12 protein-coding genes are annotated in these 19,247 nt (G+C 73.5%); 3 read left to right on the top strand and 9 right to left on the bottom strand.

Annotated features, from left to right (window positions below):
• Positions 1-11 precede the first annotated feature (11 nt).
• From OG861_RS03385 to OG861_RS03400, 4 genes are all read right to left on the bottom strand, one after another.
• Positions 12-2,279, bottom strand: a complete 2,268-nt coding sequence (locus tag OG861_RS03385) for a pyridoxal-phosphate dependent enzyme (RefSeq protein WP_330261194.1) — start codon at positions 2,277-2,279, stop codon at positions 12-14.
• A gap of 2 nt (positions 2,280-2,281) precedes the next feature.
• Complete coding sequence (locus tag OG861_RS03390) at positions 2,282-3,289, bottom strand: GHMP family kinase ATP-binding protein (RefSeq protein WP_330261195.1); 1,008 nt, start codon at positions 3,287-3,289, stop codon at positions 2,282-2,284.
• Positions 3,255-4,835: an argininosuccinate lyase gene (locus tag OG861_RS03395; protein WP_330261196.1), complete on the bottom strand. Its 1,581-nt coding sequence runs from the start codon at positions 4,833-4,835 to the stop codon at positions 3,255-3,257. The genes OG861_RS03390 and OG861_RS03395 overlap by 35 nt, the downstream gene beginning before the upstream one ends.
• A gap of 96 nt (positions 4,836-4,931) precedes the next feature.
• On the bottom strand, positions 4,932-12,437 hold the full coding sequence (locus tag OG861_RS03400) for an amino acid adenylation domain-containing protein (protein ID WP_330261197.1): 7,506 nt from the start codon (positions 12,435-12,437) through the stop codon (positions 4,932-4,934).
• Positions 12,438-12,691: 254 nt separating this feature from the next.
• Here OG861_RS03400 and OG861_RS03405 point away from each other — a divergent pair, with 254 nt between their 5' ends.
• A complete protein-coding gene (locus tag OG861_RS03405; protein WP_329200658.1) occupies positions 12,692-13,150 on the top strand; it encodes a hypothetical protein in 459 nt (152 codons plus the stop codon).
• Positions 13,151-13,307: 157 nt separating this feature from the next.
• On the opposite strand, the gene OG861_RS03410 is transcribed toward OG861_RS03405, so the two are convergent.
• Positions 13,308-14,039 (bottom strand): hypothetical protein, encoded by a 732-nt coding sequence (locus OG861_RS03410; protein WP_330261198.1) that lies wholly within the window; start codon positions 14,037-14,039, stop codon positions 13,308-13,310.
• 492 nt (positions 14,040-14,531) lie between these two features.
• On the opposite strand from OG861_RS03410, the gene OG861_RS03415 reads away from it, so the two are divergent.
• Positions 14,532-15,659 (top strand): AMP-binding protein, encoded by a 1,128-nt coding sequence (locus tag OG861_RS03415; protein ID WP_330261199.1) that lies wholly within the window; start codon positions 14,532-14,534, stop codon positions 15,657-15,659.
• A 38-nt stretch (positions 15,660-15,697) separates the two neighbouring features.
• Here OG861_RS03415 and OG861_RS03420 read toward each other — a convergent pair whose 3' ends face one another.
• The 3 genes from OG861_RS03420 to OG861_RS03430 form a co-directional block, all read right to left on the bottom strand.
• Positions 15,698-16,180, bottom strand: coding sequence for a hypothetical protein (locus OG861_RS03420; RefSeq protein WP_329200652.1), 483 nt, complete (start codon positions 16,178-16,180; stop codon positions 15,698-15,700).
• Between the two features lie 104 nt (positions 16,181-16,284).
• Positions 16,285-17,100 (bottom strand): DUF4232 domain-containing protein, encoded by an 816-nt coding sequence (locus OG861_RS03425; protein WP_330261200.1) that lies wholly within the window; start codon positions 17,098-17,100, stop codon positions 16,285-16,287.
• Positions 17,090-17,617, bottom strand: a complete 528-nt coding sequence (locus OG861_RS03430; protein WP_330261201.1) for a SigE family RNA polymerase sigma factor — start codon at positions 17,615-17,617, stop codon at positions 17,090-17,092. The genes OG861_RS03425 and OG861_RS03430 overlap by 11 nt, the downstream gene beginning before the upstream one ends.
• Before the next feature lie 103 nt (positions 17,618-17,720).
• Between OG861_RS03430 and OG861_RS03435 the strand changes: the two genes are divergently transcribed.
• The gene (locus OG861_RS03435; protein ID WP_330261202.1) at positions 17,721-18,431 is read left to right on the top strand and encodes a DUF4232 domain-containing protein; all 711 of its coding nucleotides are present in this window, start codon (positions 17,721-17,723) and stop codon (positions 18,429-18,431) included.
• A 109-nt stretch (positions 18,432-18,540) separates the two neighbouring features.
• On the opposite strand, the gene OG861_RS03440 is transcribed toward OG861_RS03435, so the two are convergent.
• Positions 18,541-19,149 (bottom strand): GOLPH3/VPS74 family protein, encoded by a 609-nt coding sequence (locus tag OG861_RS03440; protein ID WP_329200650.1) that lies wholly within the window; start codon positions 19,147-19,149, stop codon positions 18,541-18,543.
• Positions 19,150-19,247: the final 98 nt, after the last annotated feature.

Raw genomic sequence — 19,247 nt, forward strand, 5'->3', positions numbered from 1 at the left:
GAAGGGGTTCGTCAACTACGGGGCGCGGGGCCCACGGAGAGCCGCAGCAGGCTCCGGGCGGCATCGAGGGCTTCGGTGACCCGCTGCGGCTCGCGGTGGCTCGCGATGAGGTACCCGAGCCGGTCGGCGGCGCTCCGTGCGCGCCGTACGGGAGTTCCGGGGGCGGCGGTGACCGTGACGGCCTCGATGCCCTCGGTCCGGGCCGCCGCCCCGGCACCCTCGACGGCCTCGAGGACCCCGTCGGTGTCGGCGAGCAGGAACTGGATGCCTGCGTGCCCCTCGTGGGCGGCTTTCAGCTCGGGCGGAAGTCCGACGGCCACCCGCAGCTGCTGCTCCAGCAGCCGTGTCCCGGTGGCGAGCCGTACCAGTTCCGGGATCATCCCGCCGGCCAGGCGCGGGTTGATCTCGATGACGGCGGGCCCTTCGGGGGTCAGTTTCACCTCGGTGTGGGTGGCGCCGAGGCGGACACCGGCCGCTTCGAGGGCCGCGGTCACCGTCTCGGTGATCTGCTGCGCCACCCCGGCCGGGAGCGGGGCGGGGAACAGGTGGCGGTGCTCCACGAAGTGCGGGCTGCCGGTGACGGACTTGGCCGTGATGCCCACGCACTCGGTGCGCCCGTCCCAGGTGAACATCTCCACGCTGTACTCCGGCCCGTCGAGGTACTCCTCGACGAGTACGGTGCCCGCGGTCGGCATGCCCCGGACGTTGGTGGTGACGGCGAGGATGCGGGCGGCCTGGGCGGCGGCGGCGGCTTCGTCGGTACAGAGCAGGACGTCGTTGGAGCCGGAGTCGTCGGCGGGCTTGACCACGCAGGGCAGTCCGGTGCGGGCCACGGCGTCGGCGATCCGCGCCGGGTCCCGGACGATCGCGTACCGCGGCTGGCGCACACCGGCGGTGCCCAGCGTGGCGCGCAGGGCCGACTTGTCGCGGCAGACGGCCATCGCCTCCTGCGGGTTGCCGGGCAGGCCGAGCCAGCGGGCCAGGCCCGCCACGGCGGGCACGTAGAAGTCGCTGGTGGTGGTGATGCCGGCGATCTCCTCGCGCCGGAAGCGCTCCTGGATCGCGGCGCGCAGCGCGGGCGCGGAGTTGGTGTCGCAGCGCACCACCTCGGCGCCGGTGGCCTCCAGCCCCCGGTAGCGGTCCGGGTCGCCGGTCAGCAGGACGGGTGCGCAGCCCAGGTCCCGGGCGAGGTCCAGGGCCAGCATGCCGGTGCCGGTGGTGTTGGACTCCACGAACAGCAGGTGGCGCCGGATGTCCGCGGGCGCATCGTAGTCGCTGCGCGACCAGGTGCGGGCGACCTGCCCGGCGGGGACGGCGGCCGGCCGGGTGGCGCGCGGCACCTGCGCGAGGGCGTGGGCGGCCCAGTGCGCCTCGTCGTACACGGTGTCGGCGTAGCGGTCGCCCCGGTCGGGCAGGATGCCGACGATGCGGGTGCCCGGTTCGGCGCGCTCCGCGAGGTCGCCCAGCACCCGGTAGACGGAACCGGAGGTGTTGCCGCCGAAGATCTGCTGCTCGCGGGCGAGGTCCCATGCGGCGGCGAAGGCCTCGTGGTCGTTGAGCCAGTGCACCTCGTCGACGAGCGGGCGGTCGAGGTTCGCGGGCAGCAGGCTGTTGCCCAGTCCGCTCTGCAGGCGCTGCGGTACGTCGGGCTGGCCGAAGAGGGCGCTGCCGACGCAGTCGACGCCGACCACCCGCAGCCCCGGCAGGGTCTCCTTGACGGCGCGGGCGGTGCCGCACAGCGAGCCGCCGCTGCCGACCGCTGCTACCAGGGTGTGGAACTCGCCCAGGTCTGCGACGAGTTCGTCGGCCAGGCCGCGGTAGGCACCGGGGTTGTCGGGGTTGGTGTACTGCTGCGGCCAGAACGCGCCGGGCAGTTCGCGCATCAGCTCCGCCAGCCGTTCCAGGCGGGCGCTTTGCCAGCCGTGGCTGGTCATCGCCTCGACCACGTGCACCCGGCAGCCCAGGGCGCGCAGTTTGGCGAGGGTGACGGGGTCGATGCGGGGGTCGGTGACGATGTGGACGTCGTGGCCGAGCGCCCGTCCGACGAGGGCCACGCCCAGGGCCATGGTGCCGGACGAGCTCTCGATGACGGGGGCTCCGGGGGCGAGGACGCCGAGCCGGCGGGCTTCGAAGAGGATGTTGCGGGCGACGCGGTCCTTCATGGCGAACAGGTTCTGCAGTTCCAGCTTGGCGTAGACCTCCACCCCGCGTGCCTCGCCCAGGCGGAGCCGGACCAGGGGGGTCCGGCCGATCGCGTCGGTGACGGTGTCGAACAGCATGGTCAGGTCTCCAGCTCGTGAAGGCGGTCGGCGGCGGTGCTCGCCGCGGGAGTGGCGTCGGGGTCCGGTACGGGCTCGTCGTGGGCCGGGTTCCAGCGGTCGCCGGCTCCGAGCGAGCGGTGTACGGAGACCTCCCCGCCGAGGGGGGCGCAGGCGGTCCGGATCCGGTCGGTCTTGGCGGCCAGCTCCGGGTCGGCCGCGTCCAGGAGGACGCCGAGCATGGTGCCGCTGTGGGCGAGCACCAGCCCGAGGCCGTCGACCTCGCGGCACAGGGCGCGCAGGTCGCGGAATCCGGAGCGGACCCTGCGCGCCGCGTTCATCTCGGCGCTGCGGGTGGCGACGGCGCCGACCTCGGCCAGGTCCGCGCCGGCGATCGCGGCGGCCAGCCGGTCCAGCAGCCGGGCGTACTCCCGTCGTTCGTCCGGGCCGATGCCCCCCGCCCGCAGGTTGTGGGCGACCGTGTCGACCTGCCCGCCCTCGTCGTGGGCGACGACGGCGAGCGGGGGCAGGACCCCGAGCCGGCGGCGCAGGCGCACCTCGCGGTGGTGGAAGGCGACGATCTCGTCGTACATCACTCCGTCGGCCGGTTCGATGCCGCGCAGGAAGGCCTCGGTGCGGTCCGGGTCGAAGGACCGGCCGAAGGCGGCCCCCACGGCCCGTACGGTGGCCACCAGGTCGGCGGAGGAACTGGCCAGCCCCTTGCCCTCGGGCAGGCCGCCGCCGATCTCCAGCAGGCCGCCGCCCTCGACGCCGAGCGAGGCGAGGACCACCTCGGCGACCCGCCGGGACTTGCCCTTGTGCGGGGGGTGGACGCGTACGCCGTGCTGTCCGGGCCGGTGGTGGAAGGTGGCCGTGGCCCAGTGGGCCAGCGGGAAGGTGACCAGGAAGTCCCCGTCCGGCTCCGGCAGCGCGCCCTGGAGCAGTTCCCCGAACGTGCCGAAGGCGTGGCCGACGGCGGGTGCGGGCGCGCCGGGCTCAGTCCCCGGAGCGTACGTCGTCACCGACGGCATCGCTGGTTCCCTCCGTTCCCGTGGTGCGGTGCTGCGGCCGGGCCGCTCCGTACAGCGCCCGGTCCCTCTCCTCGGCTCCGGCGCGCACGGCCCGGGCCCGCCGCACCCAGTCGGCGCGAAGCAGTGCCAGCTCTTCCCGCTGGGTTCGCAGCAGTTCGCGTACGGACGCGGGGCGGGCCGAACCGGCGGAGACCATGCGCTGCAGTCCGAGGTCCACGTCGAAGGCGGCGGCGAGCAGGGCCTCGGGGGTGCTCAGGGCCACTGCGTGTGCGGCGGCGGCCTCGGTCAGCAGGCCGGGTTCGCCCGGTGCGGGAGCGGCGCCGGCCGCGGCGGCGAGCACGACGTACCTGCCGGCGATCACCTGTGCGGTGCGCCAGGGGACTTGCTCGGTGAGGGTGAGGGCGTTGGCCAGGCTGAACCCGCCGAGGAACTCGCGTGCGCACACGGCGCGCATGGCGTCGGGCCGGAAGGTGAGCCGGCGCAGCACCTCGGTGAGGAGGCGGACGGTACCGTGCGCCGAGTCGAAGGCGTCCAGCAGGTGGGTGCCGGCTTCCTTGGAGACCTCGACCAGGTTGCAGAAGGGGGTGTTGCGCTGGCCGAGCAGCACGTCGAGGTGGAAGGCGGTGAGGTGCGCGGTACGTCCGCGGATGCGCTCCAGGACGGGGTAGTTCTTCTTCTGCGGCATCGCGGAGGAGATGCCGGACAGCTCGTCGGGCAGTTCGATGAAGCCGTATTCGCTGCTGCCCCAGGTCAGCAGGTCGGTGGTGAACCGGCTGAGGGCGGTGCCGAGGAGGCTGAGTTCCGCGGTGAGTTCGGCGCTCCAGCGGCGTGAGGCCACCGCCGTCAGGGCGTGCGGCTGCGGTCGGGAGAAGCCGAGCAGCCGGGCCATCCGGTCGCGGTCCCAGGGCAGTTCCTGACCGGCCATGGCGCCGGCGCCCAGCGGGCAGGCGTCGATGCCGTCGTAGGTCTGCACCAGCCGGCGCTGGGTGTGCAGGAGGTGCTCGGCGACCGCGGCGAGGTGGAAGCCGGGGGTGATGACCTGCGCGGCCTGGAAGTGCGTGTAGCCGGGCATCGGCATGTCACAGGTCGCCCCGGCCAGCTCGACCGTCACCTCGCACAGTTCCAGCAGGGCGTCGGCGAAGCGGGTGAGCTGGTCGCGTCCGTACATGACCTGGGCGCAGGCCTGGAGGTCGTTGCGGCTGCGGTCCACGTGCCAGCGGACGACGGGACGGGGCAGCCCGGCCTCGACGTGGCGTTCGAGGGCGAAGGCGATGTCCGACATGTTGGCACCGGGCTCGGCGGTGAGGGTGCCGGCCCCCACGGTGTCCAGTCGGGCCGCGATGTCGCGGGCCTCGTCGGTGGTGACGAGGTCCATGCGGGCGTACTCGGCGGTGAGGGTCTTCTCGATGGCGACGTAGTGGTGCAGCAGGTGGCGGGATTCGAACCCGAACTGCGGGGCGAGAACCTCGTCGTGCAGCAGTCCGCTCGGGCCGCTGCGGATGCGGCCGCTGAGCGCGGCGGTGGGTCCCGGGGCTTCGCTCGTCACGTGGTGGTGTTCCGTTCTGGTCTGGTCCGGTGCGGTGGTGGCAGGGAGGGAGGGCCGCCCGCGGGTGCACCGCGGGCGGCGTTCGGGGGTGGCGGGTCAGCCGGCGTCGGCGGCGTCGAGCGCGTCGCGGACGGCTGCCGCGACGCCGGCGGCGTGCGGGAGCCGCACCAGCCCGTAGTGGTCGGTCGGGACCTCGTACCGGGTGAAGCCGTCGGGAACCCGGGCGGCCCACCGGTCGGCGGCGCGCGCGGCGGCGCCGGTGGCGCTCTGGTGGAAGTGGACGGGGAAGTGGCTGACGGGAGGCCGGTAGCGGGCGGCGGCGATCTGGCCGGTACGGAACACCGCGTAGTGGCGGGCCAGGTCGGCCGCGTCCACGCCGGGCGCGGTGCCCGCCCGCGCCACGTGCTCGGCGAGCGCCGCGATCCGGCCGGCGGCGGTCTCCTGCGCGCTCAGTGCGGCGCGCAGGGCCGCCCGGTCGCCTTCCTCCGGGTCGGTTCCGGCGGAGCGGGCCAGGTCCTCGTGGAACCACTCCAGGAAGGCGTGTTCGTCATAGGGCGCCCGGTCGGGCTCGGGGTAGGCGGTGTCCAGCAGGGTGAGCGTGGCCACCTCCTCGCCCGCCGCGTGCAGTTGGGCGGCCATCTCGTAGGCGAGCAGTCCGCCGAAGGACCAGCCGGCCAGGTGGTAGGGCCCGGCGGGGCGGATCCGGCGCAGGGCCGCGACGTGGGCTGCGGCGAGCTCCTCGACGGAGGCGGCTTCCTCGGTGGCTTCTTCGGCGGCTTCCTCGGCGGCTTCCTCGGCCACGGGGGCCGCGGGGGCCGCGGGCGCGAGTCCCGGCGCCGTCATCCCGTAGACGGGCCGTTCCCGGCCCAGAGCGCCGGCGAGCGCGCGGTAGCAGAAGACGTGCCCGCCGATCGGGTGGACGAGGAAGAGCGGGTCGCGGTCCCCGTCCGGCTGGATGCGCACCACCGGGTCGGTGGCCGCGCCCCGGTGACGGCCCCGCAGCAGGCCGGCCTGCCGGGCCACCGTCGGGTGCTCCATGACGGCCTGCACGCCGAGGCGTTCGCCGAACTCCCGGTTGATCCGCCCGATGAGGCGCAGGGCGAGGATGGAGTGCCCGCCGGCCGAGAAGAAGTCGTCGTGGATGCCGACCGGGCCGACGGCCAGCAGCTCCTCCCAGATGCCGACGAGGCGGGATTCGATCTCGTCGCGGGGCGGCACCGGCAGCCTCCCTCCGCGGGCGTCGGCCGGGTCCGGGTCGGGAAGGGCGGCCCGGTCGAGCTTGCCGTTGGCGGTCAGCGGCAGCGCATCGAGCCGGACCCAGGCGCCGGGGACCATGTACGGGGGCAGCCGCTCGGCGGTGTGCCGGGCCAGTTGCTCCGTGTCGGCGGCGTCCGGGGCGACGACGTAGGCCACGAGCCGGTCGCCCCGCGGCAGGACGGCGCATGCGTGCACCGCCGGGTGTTCGGCCAGGACGGTTTCGATCTCGCCCGGCTCCACCCTCAGACCGCGGATCTTCACCTGGTGGTCGGTGCGGCCCGCGTACTCGATCGCGCCGTCCGCCCGGTGGCGGGCCAAGTCGCCGGTGCGGTAGAGGCGGCGGACCGTCCCGTCGGGCGCGGTGTGCTCGATGAAGCGTTCCGCCGTGAGGTCGGGCCGGCCGTGGTAGCCCTCGGCCAGGCCGACTCCCTCCAGGAAGAGCTCGCCGGTCACCCCCAGGGGCACCTCGGCGAGGCGGGAGTCCAGGATGTGGGTGCGCATGTTCGCGATCGGCCGGCCGATGGGGACCGTGTCACCGCCGTCGGGACGGCAATGCCAGTGGGTGACGTCCACGGCCGCCTCGGTCGGACCGTACAGGTTGTACAGCTCCACTCCGGGAAGCAGTCGGAAGAATCGGTTCTGCACATCGAGCGGCAGGGCTTCCCCGCTGCACACCACCCGGGTGAGCCCGGCGGCTCCCGCCACGGCCTGCGGGTCGTCGAGGAACACGCTCAGCATCGAGGGCACGAAGTGCGCGGTGGTGACGGACTCGGAGCGCACGAGCTCGGCGAGGTAGGCCGGTTCGCGGTGGCCCCCGGGGCGGGCCAGGACGATCGTGGCACCGGTCAGCAACGGCCAGAACAGCTCCCACACCGACACGTCGAAGGTGTACGGAGTCTTGTGCACCACCCGCTCCCCCGGCTCCAGGCCGTACTCCTCCTGCATCCACAACAGCCGGTTGGCGATCGCCCGGTGCGAGACCACGACGCCCTTGGGCTTGCCGGTGGAGCCCGAGGTGAAGATCATGTACGCCGGGTCCCCGGGCGCGGCGTGCCGTACGGCGCCGGCCGCGCCGACGGTGCCGGCTCCCCCGTCGGCACCGGCAACCCCGTGGGTGCCGTGCACGCCGTCGGTGCTGCCCGTGCCGTCCGTGCCGCCGTCCGCGTCGCCCGGGCCGCCCGGGCCGTCCGGCCGGACCACCGTGGCTCCGGCGGCGCGCAGCGCGGCCTCCCAGCGGTCGTCGGCGACCACGGGGCCGATCCGCGCCTCGGCGACCAGCGACAGGACCCGCGCCCGCGGGTGCTCCGGGTCCAGCGGTACGTACGCCGCCCCGGATTTCAACACCGCCAGCAGGGCGACCGGCAGGCTCAGGGAACGGTCGAGCAGCAGCCCGACGAAGGAGCCGGGCCCCGCCCCCGCAGCCCGCAGCCGGGCGGCGAGCCGCTCGGCTGCCTCGTCCAGGGCGCGGTAGCTCAGCTCCGCGCCCTCGAAGCGGACGGCCGGCGCGTCGGGGGTCGCGCGGGTCTGCGCCTCGATCAGCCGGGTCAGGACGTGCGGGCGGTCGTAGGTGCGGCCGGTGGCGTTCCACCGCGCGTAACGGTCCCGTTCGGCCGCGGACAGCAGGGTTCCCGCGCGGGCGTCGCCGTCCGGGGCGTCCGCCAGGTCCTGGAGGGCGGCCGTGTAGTAGCCGTGGACGTCGGCGATCTGCTCCGCGGAGAACTGCGCCGCATCGAAGCGCAGGCCGAGTTCCAGGAGCTCGCCGTCGGGGGTGCGGGAGAACTCGGCCCCGAAGGCGAAGTCCGTACTGGCCTCACCGGTCTCGTCCAGGACGGCGAACGCCGCCGCGCCGGGCCCGTCGCGCTCGATGTGGAAGTGCGTGAAGTTGAAGAAGGTTTCGAAGAGCGGGGTGCCGCCGGTCGTGCGCAGGATCTCGGCGAACGGGAACCGCCGGTGCTCGTGCACGGCCACCTCCAGCTCCGCGACGTGCCGGACGAGTCCCCGCCAGGTCCCCCCGGCCGCGTCGAGGTCGAGCCGCAGCGGCAGGGTGTTCAGGAAGGCCCCGACCACCTTGTCGGCGTCGGCCTCCTCGGGGCGGCCGTTGTGCACGACGCCGGTGGTGACGTCGTCGGTGCCGCCCAGCAGCGCCATGACGCGCACGTGCGTGGCGAGCAGGACGGTGCGCAGCGGTACGCCCAGTCCGGCCGCCACGGCGCTCAGCCGCTCCTGGAGCCCGGCCGGCAGCGGCCGCAGGCACCAGTCCATCCGGGCGGGGCCGCCGGGGGCCCCGTGGCGGGGCAGGCGGGCGACGGTGGCGCCGGCCGTCTGCGCGGTCCAGAAGGCCCGCTGCGCCGGGTCGGCCAGGGCTGCGCGCTCCAGCGCGACGAAGGAGGCGAAGCGCGACCGGAGTCCGGCGGAGCCATCGGCCCTGTCGGCCCCGTCGGCCCCATCGGTCCCGTCCGTCCCGTCGGTCTTCTGGTCCGCCTCCGCCGCGCACAGCTGCGCGTAGCAGGAGGCGAGTTCGGTGAACAGCGACCGTTCGCTCCAGCCGTCCATGACGGCGTGGTGCTCCGCGATGAAGAGCTGGAAGTCGTCGTCCGAGAGCCGCTGGACGTGGAAGCGCATCAGCGGGGCGCTGTCCCAGGCGAAGGGGCGGGCGCGTTCGGTCGCGTAGCGGGCCGCGATCGCCGACTCCCGGGCCTGCGGGTCCAGGCCGCCGAGGTCCTCGAAGGTGATCTCGGGCCGTGCCCCGAGGTGGACGAGCTGCAGGGGCTCGCCGAAGCCGTCCAGGTCGAACGACGTACGGAGCATCTCGTGGCGGGCGGCGACCGTGGCCACCGCGCGTCGCCAGGCGCCCTCCGAGTAGGGCGCCTTGACGTGGTAGGCCGCGACGTTGTGGTACATCCGCCCCTCGGCGGCCGGCAGATCGCTGTGGAAGAGCATCCCGGCCTGGAGCCGGGTCATCGGGTAGGCGTCCTCCAGCCCCTCCGGGAGCGCCGCCCGGTCGCGCTCGGAGAGCAGCGAGAACGGCTCGTACGGGGCCTGCCCCGCCGGGTGCGCGGCCGCGTCCGGGTCCTGCGGGACCACCGTGGGCGCGAGGGCCCGTACCGTCTGGTGGCGCATCAGGTCGACCACCGCGAAGCGCAGGCCCCGCTCGCGTGCGCGGGCCAGCACCTGGAGGGAGCGGATGGAGTCGCCGCCGAGCGAGAAGTAGTTGTCCTCGGCGCCGACCCGCTCGTGGCCCAGCACCTGCCCGAGGATCTCGGCGAGCGCCGTTTCGACGGGGCCGCGCGGCGGCTGGTACGACCGGGCCGGTGCGAGGCCCCCGGTGCCGGGTGCGGGCAGCTTGCGGCGGTCCACCTTGCCGTTGGCGGTGAGGGGGAAGGCGGGCAGGGTGACGAACGCGCCGGGGATCATGTACCCGGGCAGGCGGTCGGCGAGGTGGGCCCGCAGGGCCTCCACGGTGGGCGCGCCCGCGCCGGTGGTGCCGTCCGCGGCGTCCGGTACGGCCAGGTAGCCGACGAGGGTGTCGGTGCCGCGGGCGTCCCGGGTCACGAGCGCGACCGCGGCGTCGACGAGCGGGTGGGCGGCCAGGGCCGCCTCGACCTCGCCGAGCTCTATGCGGAAGCCGCGCAGTTTGACCTGGTCGTCGATCCGGCCGAGGTATTCGAGGTCGCCGTCGGGCAGCACCCGGGCGAGGTCGCCGGTGCGGTACAGACGCGCGCCCGGGCCGGCGCCGGTCGCGGTCGCGTCGGCCGGGAAGCGTTCGGCGGTGAGCGCCGGGCGGTGCAGGTAGCCCCGCGCCAGACCGGCTCCCGCGACGAACAGCTCCCCCACCGCGCCGCGCGGAACCGCGCGGCCCCGGCGGTCCAGGAGGTGCAGCCGCAGGTCGGGGATGGGTACGCCGATGACGCTGCCCTTGCCCTCGGCCGCATCCCGGGCGGTGAGCGGCCGGTAGGTGACGTGCACCGTCGTCTCGGTGATCCCGTACATGTTGACCAGGCGCGGGGCGCTGTCCCCGTGACGCCCGAACCAGCCGGCGAGCGCGCTGACGTCCAGTGCCTCGCCGCCGAACACCACGTGGCGCAGTGCGAGCCCCCGGTCACCGGCGGTCCGCCGGTCCTCGTACTCCTCGTCGGCGCGGGCCAGCTGGTAGAAGGCCGAGGGGGTCTGGTTGAGGACGGTGACCCGCTCGTCGCGCAGCAGCCGGTGGAACTCCTCGGGCGAGCGGCTGGTGTCGTACGGCACGACGACGAGCCGGCCGCCGTGCAGGAGGGCGCCCCACAGCTCCCAGACGGAGAAGTCGAAGGCGATGGAGTGGAACAGCGTCCAGACGTCGTCGGGGCCGAAGCCGAACCAGTGGTCGGTCGCGGAGAACAGCCGGGTGATGTTGCGGTGGGGTACGAGGGTGCCCTTGGGCCGGCCGGTCGAGCCGGAGGTGTAGATGGCGTACGCGAGGTGGTCGGGGGTGAGCGTGACGGCGGGGGCGGTCTCCGGTTCGGCGGCGAGCGCGGCGGCGTCGGCCACCAGGTCGACGGTGTGCAGGGAGGGCGCGTCGACGGTGTGCAGGGAGGGCGCGTCCCACAGCGGCCGGGTGTCGGCGGCGCCGACGACGTGGCGCAGCCCGGCGTCGCCGATGATGTAACGCAGCCGCTCGGGCGGGTTGTCGGGGTCGAGCGGCAGGTAGGCGCCGCCCGCCTTGAGGATGCCGAGCAGGCCGGTCACGAGGTCGGCGGAGCGGCAGACGCAGAGCCCGACCAGGGTGTCGGGGCCGACGCCCTGCCGGCGCAGCCGGTGCGCGACCTGGTTGGCGCGGCGGTCGAGTTCGCCGTACGTGAGGCGGGTGGTGCCGTGGACGAGGGCCACGGCGTCCGGGGTGCGGGCGGCGTGTTCGGCGAAGCGTTCGTGCGCGCAGCCGGGGTGGTCCGTGCCGGTGCGGGCGGGCTGGGGGGAGGTGAGGCCCTCCTGTTCGCGGGCGGAGAGCATGGGGAGCCGGCTGACGGGTTCGCCGGGCCGGGCCGTGGCCGCGTCCAGTACCCGGGTGTAGTGGCGGGCGAAGCGCTCGATGGTGGCGGCCTCGTACAGGTCGGCGCGGTACTCCAGCCGGCAGCGCAGTGCGGCGCCGGTCCGTACGACGTCGAATGTCAGGTCGAACTTGGCCGTGCCGGGGGGCCCTTCGAGGAGCCGGGCGCGCGGTCCGGGCAGGCCCTCGGTCATCCCGCCCTCGTCGTGGAAGCCGAACATGACGTCGAACAGGGGCGGGCCGTCGGTGGTGCGCTCGGGGTTGAGGTGTTCGACGATCCGCTCGAAGGGGAGGTCCTGGTGGTCCTGCGCGTCCAGCACGGTGTCCCGTACGCGCTCCAGGTGCTCGCGGAACCCGGGGTCGTCGCACAGGTCCGCGCGCAGGACGAGGGTGTTGACGAACAGCCCGACGGTGTCCTGGAACTCCTCGCGGTTGCGGTTGGCCACCGGGGTCCCGACCAGGACGTCCTCGGTGCCGGTGTAGCGGCTCAGGACCACCTGGAAGGCGGCGAGCATGGCCATGTACGGGGTGCTCGCGGTGTCGCGGCAGAGCGTCGCCATCCGGGCGAGGACGGGGGCGGGAACCTCGAACTCATGCGTCGCGGCGGCTCCGCGCGCCGGGTCGTCGCCCGCCGCGGGCCGCCTGTCACGGGGCAGCGGCGCGACGGGGAGTTCGCCGTCCAGCCGCCGGGCCCAGCCTTCGAGCTGCTCGCGCGCGGCCGTGGTGCACAGCCATTCCTCCTGCCATTCGGAGAAGTCGGCGTACTGGAAGGCGGGTTCCGGCTGGGGGTCCCCGCCCGCGGTGGTGAGGGCCGCGTAGTCGGTGAGGAGTTCCCTGATCAGGATGGCGGTCGACCAGCCGTCGCCGACGATGTGGTGCATGCCCAGGGCGAGTACGACGCCGGTGCCGTCGCGTCCGGCGTCCTGCCGGGTGCGCAGCGCGGCGGCCCGGAAGAGGGGGCCGGTGCGCAGGTCGAAGGGCCGGTGGTGCTCGGCGGAGATCCACCGCTCGACCTCCTCGGGCGTACGGGCCGTGTCCGTCGACCAGTCCAGCCGCGCCGAGGCGTCGATGCACTGGAGCAGTTGCCCGTCGCGCAGCTCGAAGCGGGTGCGCAGGGCTTCGTGCCGGTCCAGCAGCTGCTGGGCGCACCGGCGCAGGACGTCGGTGTCCACCTCTCCTTCGAGGGCGTAGAACACCGGCATGTGGTAGGTCGGCCTGCCCTCCTCCATCTCGTGGAGGAAATACATCCGCTGCTGGGCGCGTGATGCGCGGAACGCGCTGACCGGGGGCTCGGTGGGCCGGTCGGTCGGATCCTGAGTGGCCAAGACAACTCCCTCGGCCGCCACGCCGCTTCGGACGCGCGGCGCTGACTCCGCTTGCTTGCCCCTCCACCGTAGGGACGGCCCGGCGCCGCGATAAGTCCCGTTTCCCAGGTACCCGGTTCACGGGACACGCCCCGTCGGCCCCGTCCCCGCAGACGACATGACAGCTGTCACTTCACACGGGTGACCGGCGGCCTCTGCCCTTGGAGCCCGGTCCGGTACAGGATGTGATCAACACGTTGACCACGGGGGAGAACATGAACATCCTGAAGAAGAAGCCGGCGCCGGCCGAAGCTGTCGACACCGGCGTCCTGACACCTGCCGACTACCGGCTGCCGGTGTGGTTCTTCGGCTTCGAGGGCGTCCTCGCGGCCGCCTTCGACATCCTCCAGGCCTTCCCGTCGGCGTGGCCGGTACTGCTGGTGCTGCTGGCCGTGAACATCACCGTGTCGCTGACGGTGATGCGCCCGCGCCTCAAGCTCGCCAAGGCCCTGTGGCGCAGCAAGGAGACCCGCAAGGTCGCCATCGCCCTGGTCGTCCTGCGGATCGGCAGCCACTTCGCCATGAACGCGCTGGGCATGACCATCACATCCAGCCTCGGCCACATACTCTTCGCCGTGGTCATGGCGGCGACCACGGTCGGTCTGCTCGCCTATTCCCAGCACACCGCCATCCGCACCCTGACCACGGCCTCCACCGCCACCTCCGCGCGCTGAACGGGGTGCCCGCCGCCCCGGCGGCGGGCAGCAGTCGGGGCCGCGGGCAGCAGTCGGGGCCGCGGGCAGCAGTCGGGGCCGCGGGCAGCAGTCGGGGCGGCGGGCAGCAGTCGGGGCCGTGGACCGCTTCGAAGCGACCCCCCGGCCGGCCCGCGGGTCAGGCCGCGGTGTTCCAGGCGGTCGTCAGTCCGTCCAGCCACGCGGGCGGCAGCTCCGCCGCGTCCCATTCCTCGCGCAGCGCCTGCGGTGCGGCGAGGAGCCGCTCCAGCACGGCGATGCTCGTGGACGAGTGCAGGAGCGAATAGCGGCCGTGCACCGCGATGGCGCTGCCCGGACCGAATGCCGCGAACAGCCGCTCCAACCGGTCCCGGTGGACCGTGGCGAACTCCGTCAGCCGTCCCGGGTACCCGGCCCGCTGCCGGGGGCTCATCGTGGCCAGGACGGCGGCGAGCACCTCTTCGGTCACCTCCGGATCCAGCTCCGAGACCACGGTGTACGACAGGTGCAGAGGTGTCAGCGCCACCCGCGCCCGCTCCACCTCCATCCGGCCGGCCCTCGGGTGCTCCCCGGCCGTGCCCGGCTCTTCGTCCGCCCCCACCACCTGCAGCAGGGTCCGCTCGGCCACGGCGCCGAGCTCTTCCAGGAGGTGTCCGGCACCGTCGAGCCAGCCCGTCGCGTACTCCTGGCCCTTGTCCCCGGGCGCGCTGCGTCCTTGGCCCCGCAGCTCCTCGTGGGCGAGAGCCAGCGCACCCGCCTCGACCAGCCCGATCAGTTCGCTCGCGTCGTCCGAAGGGACCCCGGCCCGGGCGAGGAGCTGCAGCAGCGTCGTCCTCGCGTTCTCGACGCTGACCTCGTCCAGCCACTGCCGTCCCTCGTCGGCCGCGCTCATCGGTTCCTCCTCATCGCTCGGGTGGTGCGGTGTGTGCAACGAGACCGCTCCCCTCATCCAACGGTCCAACGTCCGACGGCCGGGCCGTGCTCCCCACCCCTACCAGACCCACGGCCCTCGCGCCCCGTCCGCCTGGCCGGCCGGCGGACGAGGCGGCGCACGTACGGGGAAGGGCGATGACGCCACAACCGGAACCGATCACCGTCGACGGCGGCAAAGACTACCCAGCCGATCGGGCCGCCCGGTCCACGGGCAATTCGTCAGCGCCGGGCCGACGGCGCGCACGAGACGCCGAGCCGGACGAACCCGGACAGCCGCCTGCTGGTCAGCGGCTCCGGTTGGACCTTCCGCCGACGGGACAGCGCGTCCATGGTCAGGAAAGCACATTGCGTGACGGCGGGTTGAACCATTGGATTGCCTTCCGCGCCCTTGGTCCGATCGGAACCCCCACCGGCCCCGGTGCCGGTGGGATCCGGCTCCGGAAGGAAACGAATGGCATCGATGCCCGCCGGCCGGCCGCCCCGGCCCGAGGGGTTCGCCGACCACCGCGCGTCGGCCGGGCGCCGGCATGGGGACACGCTGGACGACCGACTGCGCACCTGGTCCCTGCAGTACGGACCGCGGACAGCGCTCGTGCACGGCGACACCCGCACCACCTACGCGAATCTGAACCGGCGGGTCGACCGCGTGGCCGCCGGCTTCCGGCTGCGCGGCCTGCGACCCGGGCAACGGGTCCTCGTCCAGCTGCCGAACGTTCCCGAGTTCGTCGTCACCGTGTTCGCCCTGATGCGCGCCGGCGCGGTCCCCGTGCTCTGCCCGCTCCCGTACCCCGCGTCCGAGGTCCGCCACCTCGTGCGGGTCACCGAGGCCGTCGGCTACGTCGGCCCCTCGACGTACCAGGGCTTCGACCACACGGCGATGGCCGCGGACATAGCGGCCCGAACCCCCTTCCTGCGGAGGGTGTTCACCTTCGAGGCACCGGGCGAGGCGTCCCCGTACGGCGGCTTCTCGACCGACCCGGCGGGATGCCACTACTTCCCGCTGGCCTCACTTGACTCCCCGCCCGGGCCGGCGCTCGCGCAGAGTGCCGGCCACGTGGCGTTCCTGCTGCTCTCCGGCGGCTCCGCCGGGACGCCCGGGCCCGTTCCGCGCACCCACAGCCACTACGCCGGCCAGGTACGGGCGGCCGCGGAGCTGGTGTCGCTCACCGAGAACGACGTGTACCTCGCCGCGCTTCCTGCCGGGTCCGACGTCGCCTTCGGCTGCCCCGGCATCGTCGGCACCCTCTCCGTCGGCGGCACGGTCGTCCTGGCCGAGAACCCCGGGCCCGCTGCATGCCTCGCACTCATCGCACAGGAGGGCGTCACCTTCACGTCGCTGGCACCCGCCGACGCGCAGCACTGGCTGGAGGTACAACCCACGGTCGGTGCCGACGTGAGCAGTCTGCGCCTCGTGCAACTCATGGGCGGCGCGGCGCCTCCGCCCCCGGTCGTGGTCGAGCGGTGGGGCTCGGCGTGGGACTGTCGCGTCCAGCGGGTCTTCGAGGCCGCCGAGGGGCTGGTCACGCTCACCCCGCTCGCCGCCCCGGACGCGAGCGTGCCCAGCAGGGAGCCCGGCTGACTTCTCGCCCGAGGAATCGTCAAGGCCTGTGCATCACATCAGCCTGGGCGTTGGCTCGGTCGTTGGGTTCGGCGGCTCGCCGCGTTGCGGACGCGGCGGGTGCGTCCGTGCTCGGCCAGCAGGCTGAGGGCGGCAGGCGAGGTGACGAGCTGGGCGGCGGCGGCCGTGCGCTGGAACCAATCCGAAGCGGTCAGCAGTTCCTCGTCGGTCCACGGCTCGTCCAGCGCGAGGGACCTCAGCAGAGTCCACTCGTGCAGGCGACGGGCGAGGAAGGCGCGATCGCCGATGACCGTGGCCATCATCGAGGCCCAGGCGGGAAACCGGGGGCTGGTCAGCTGCTGGGCCGCCCGGCGTTCGAGGTGACGGTTCACGGCGCTCTCGGCCATGGCTGCGTCGTCGTCGCGAAGGATGGTGGCCAGCAGGTCGGCCTCCTCCACCTCCGCGACGCTCTCCAAGGCGCGCAGGTATCGGGCATGGCGCCGGTGCTCGGGGGGTTCGTCGAATTCGTGAGAGCCGGTCATGCGGCAATCACATCATCCCGCTCGACCATCTGACCACGTTCGAAGCAGGCTCCGGCGGGGGGACAAGGTGGGCGCCTGCCGGCGGGCATTCTGGTCGGGGTGGGTCAGGACGACATGATGAAGCGCAGGGCGAGGCCGGAGGCCGGGATCCAGTAGGTGACGCGGGCACCGTCGTCGAACGACACCTGGCCGGGCAGGCTGACGTTCACCGGCTCGCTCGGCTTGCTGCCGGGGTTGGGGCCCCGGAGGCCAAGGGGAATGGTGTTCGTGTCGTACGTGTCCATGTGGCCGCCGCTGGCCAGGAGGGCCGCGTACGCCTTCTCACCCGGAGCGAGGGTGGCGGGCGCCTCCTTGCTGTCCTCGATCACGGCGATCGGGGCCCTGGCGTAGGGGAACTTGAGGTACGGGTATGCGTAGAGGTTGCACTTCTTGTTCCCGGTGTTGGTGACGGTGAGGAGGAGGTGCCTGACGGGCTTGCCCTTCTCGTCCTCGTTCGTGGCGGACAACGCGAGATCGGTCACCGCACACGCGACGATCGCGGCAGGCGCAGTGGCGGACGCCCCACCGGCGGTGGGAGCGGGGGGTGTTGGGCCGGCGAGGGTAGGCGCTGTCGGGGAGGGCTCGTTGGACGGGGGCACGCTTGCGGCAGGCGCAGCGGGGGAGGCCGCATCGGCCGTGGGCGCGGTGAGGGAGGCGGCGGGTGGTAGTGCGGGGTGCCGGTGGGGCTCCGGGCCGCCCAGGGCCGTGGTCAGGCCGAAGGCGAGGGTCGCGACCGCTGCAACGGTGCCTCCCGCGAGGGCGGAGTACCGACGGCGTCGCCGGGAAGCGGCCCGGCGTCGGACCTCCGCACCCGTCATGGGCGCGGGGCTGGCGGCGCTGTCGGCCAGCTCGCGCAGTGCGGAGGACAAGTCATCGGCCACGGTCTTCCTCCTGTTCCTCGCCACTTGCGCCCACCACACCGACCTCACTCGTCGGCAGCAACGTGGCGAGGGCTGCCCGGCCGCGTGACAGGCGGGCCTTGACCGTACCTGTCGGTGCGCCGGTCTCGGAGGCTACCTGCTCCACACTGAGGTCACACAGGTGGTGCAGCACTATCGCCAGACGCTGGGGCTCTGGGAGCTGCCGCAGCGCCGCGACGAGGGCGACGTGCTCGGGACCGGGTCCAGGGACGTGATCGGGTAGCGGGGTGCGGCGTACCAGCTCCAGCCACCGCCGCGCCCGCCGCCAGTGGCTGACCGCGAGTCGCATCGCGACGGTGCGGATCCAGGCTTCGGGGGCCGCGGTGGCAAGGAAGTCACTCCGCCGGTCCCAGGCACGTACGAAGGCTTCCTGAACAACGTCCTGGGCTTGGCCGTGGTCACCGGTGAAGGAGTACACCTGGCCGACGATCCGTGGGAACGCCGACGCGTAGAACGCGTCGAACTCGTCCTCCGTCATACCACCCCCCGGTCCCAAAACTCTTCCGATCCTCATGCAACCCGCTGACTCCTGGCGTGCGTACAGGTCGTGTACAGCGAAGAACACCACACAGGGGGCTCTGTTGACCAGGGGAAACAAGGCAATCAGGAAGGCGGCGGCCGCGGCCGTCCTCGGCGCGCTGCTGCTCGCGTCCACGGCGTGCGAGCCGAGCGGGGCCGACGTATCGGGCGACTCCAAGAGCTCGGAACAGCCGAGCGCGGGGAACGCGCCGAAGACGGGGGAAACCGCTTCGGCGAAGCCGGGCGAGGCTCAGGCGAAGCCCGGCGAGAGTCAGGCGAAGCCCGGCGGTGGTTCGGGCAGCGCCGGCGGCGAAACCAGTAAGCCCTCTGCGCCTGCCGCGATCGTCGCGTGTGCGGTGACCGATCTCGCGTTCTCCGCCACGAACGAGGACGAGAAGGGCAAGCCCGTCAGGCACCTCCTCCTCACCGTCACCAACACCGGGAACAAGAAGTGCAACCTCTACGCATACCCGTACCTCAAGTTCCCCTACGCCAGGGCCCCGATCGCCGTGATCGAGGACAGCAAGGACGCGCCCGCCACCCTCGCCCCGGGTGAGAAGGCGTACGCGGCCCTCCTGGCCAGCGGCGGCCACATGGACACGTACGACACGAACACCATTCCCCTTGGCCTCCGGGGCCCCAACCCCGGCAGCAAGCCGAGCGAGCCGGTGAACGTCAGCCTGCCCGGCCAGGTGTCGTTCGACGACGGTGCCCGCGTCACCTACTGGATCCCGGCCTCCGGCCTCGCCCTGCGCTTCATCATGTCGTCCTGACCCACCCCGGCACAGCACGAAAGGGGAGGGTCGCCGCGTTGGTGCGGCTGTCCTCCCCTTTCCTATCCTGTATCGGCGTTGTCCGGCACCGCACTCGCGGGGGCAGAACTCAGGGGGCCCGCCAGACGTTGGAGAAGGCCGCGTTCTCGATGGACCGCCGCTGGCGCACCGCCTCCAGTTCCATCACGGCACCGTTGACGGCGGCCAGCACGGTGGTCACCGCGTCGCCGTCCGGGCCGGGAGCGTCCTCGGAGGGTCCGCGGCGGATGCCGACGGCCACGGCGAGGGCGCGGAGGACGGGTTCGTCCTCCTCCCAGCGCCTCCGCGCCCGCTGCCGGGCCGGTGAGTCGACGAGTTCCAGGTGCTCGGCCCCGAGCGACAGGCGTCCGCGCCGAGCCGGAGACAGCAGGCCGTCCTCTTCGAACGCCTCCTGGTAGGCGGCGGACAGGTCGCGGCCCCTGCGCCACAGCCAATCGTCGACGCGCTCGTACGGCTCCTGTCGCACGAGCGCCGACGCTGCCGCCCCGAGCAGCTGATCGTCCAGCGCCGGCTGCAGGCCGGGCAGGATGAGGTCGTCGTCGTCGAGAGTGACGGCCTCCGCCGCGATGAGATCGATCAGTTCGGCACCGGCCAGGGACAGGGACAGGTCACCCTGTCCCACAGGGCGCTCGGGCGGAGCCTCCAGGGCGACGATGAACAGGTCTTGCGCCGTGGTCATGAAGAGCTCCTTCGTGGTCGGCCGAACCAGCCTCCCGTCGCTGCCGGCGACGGTGCGGGTGCGATGCGGGTGCGGGTTCGGGTTCGGGTTCGGGTTCG

The organism is Streptomyces sp. NBC_00539, assembly GCF_036346105.1.
Lineage (GTDB): Bacteria > Actinomycetota > Actinomycetes > Streptomycetales > Streptomycetaceae > Streptomyces.

What these genes read in the sequence shown, in the direction of transcription:
- OG861_RS03390 (WP_330261195.1), bottom strand. Translation starts at nt 3,289, where the DNA reads ATGCCGTCGGTGACGACGTACGCTCCGGGGACTGAGCCCGGCGCGCCC.
- OG861_RS03405 (WP_329200658.1), top strand. Translation starts at nt 12,692, where the DNA reads ATGAACATCCTGAAGAAGAAGCCGGCGCCGGCCGAAGCTGTCGACACC.
- OG861_RS03415 (WP_330261199.1), top strand. Translation starts at nt 14,532, where the DNA reads ATGGCATCGATGCCCGCCGGCCGGCCGCCCCGGCCCGAGGGGTTCGCC.
- OG861_RS03440 (WP_329200650.1), bottom strand. Translation starts at nt 19,149, where the DNA reads ATGACCACGGCGCAAGACCTGTTCATCGTCGCCCTGGAGGCTCCGCCC.
- OG861_RS03430 (WP_330261201.1), bottom strand. Translation starts at nt 17,617, where the DNA reads ATGACGGAGGACGAGTTCGACGCGTTCTACGCGTCGGCGTTCCCACGG.
- OG861_RS03410 (WP_330261198.1), bottom strand. Translation starts at nt 14,039, where the DNA reads ATGAGCGCGGCCGACGAGGGACGGCAGTGGCTGGACGAGGTCAGCGTC.
- OG861_RS03385 (WP_330261194.1), bottom strand. Translation starts at nt 2,279, where the DNA reads ATGCTGTTCGACACCGTCACCGACGCGATCGGCCGGACCCCCCTGGTC.
- OG861_RS03420 (WP_329200652.1), bottom strand. Translation starts at nt 16,180, where the DNA reads ATGACCGGCTCTCACGAATTCGACGAACCCCCCGAGCACCGGCGCCAT.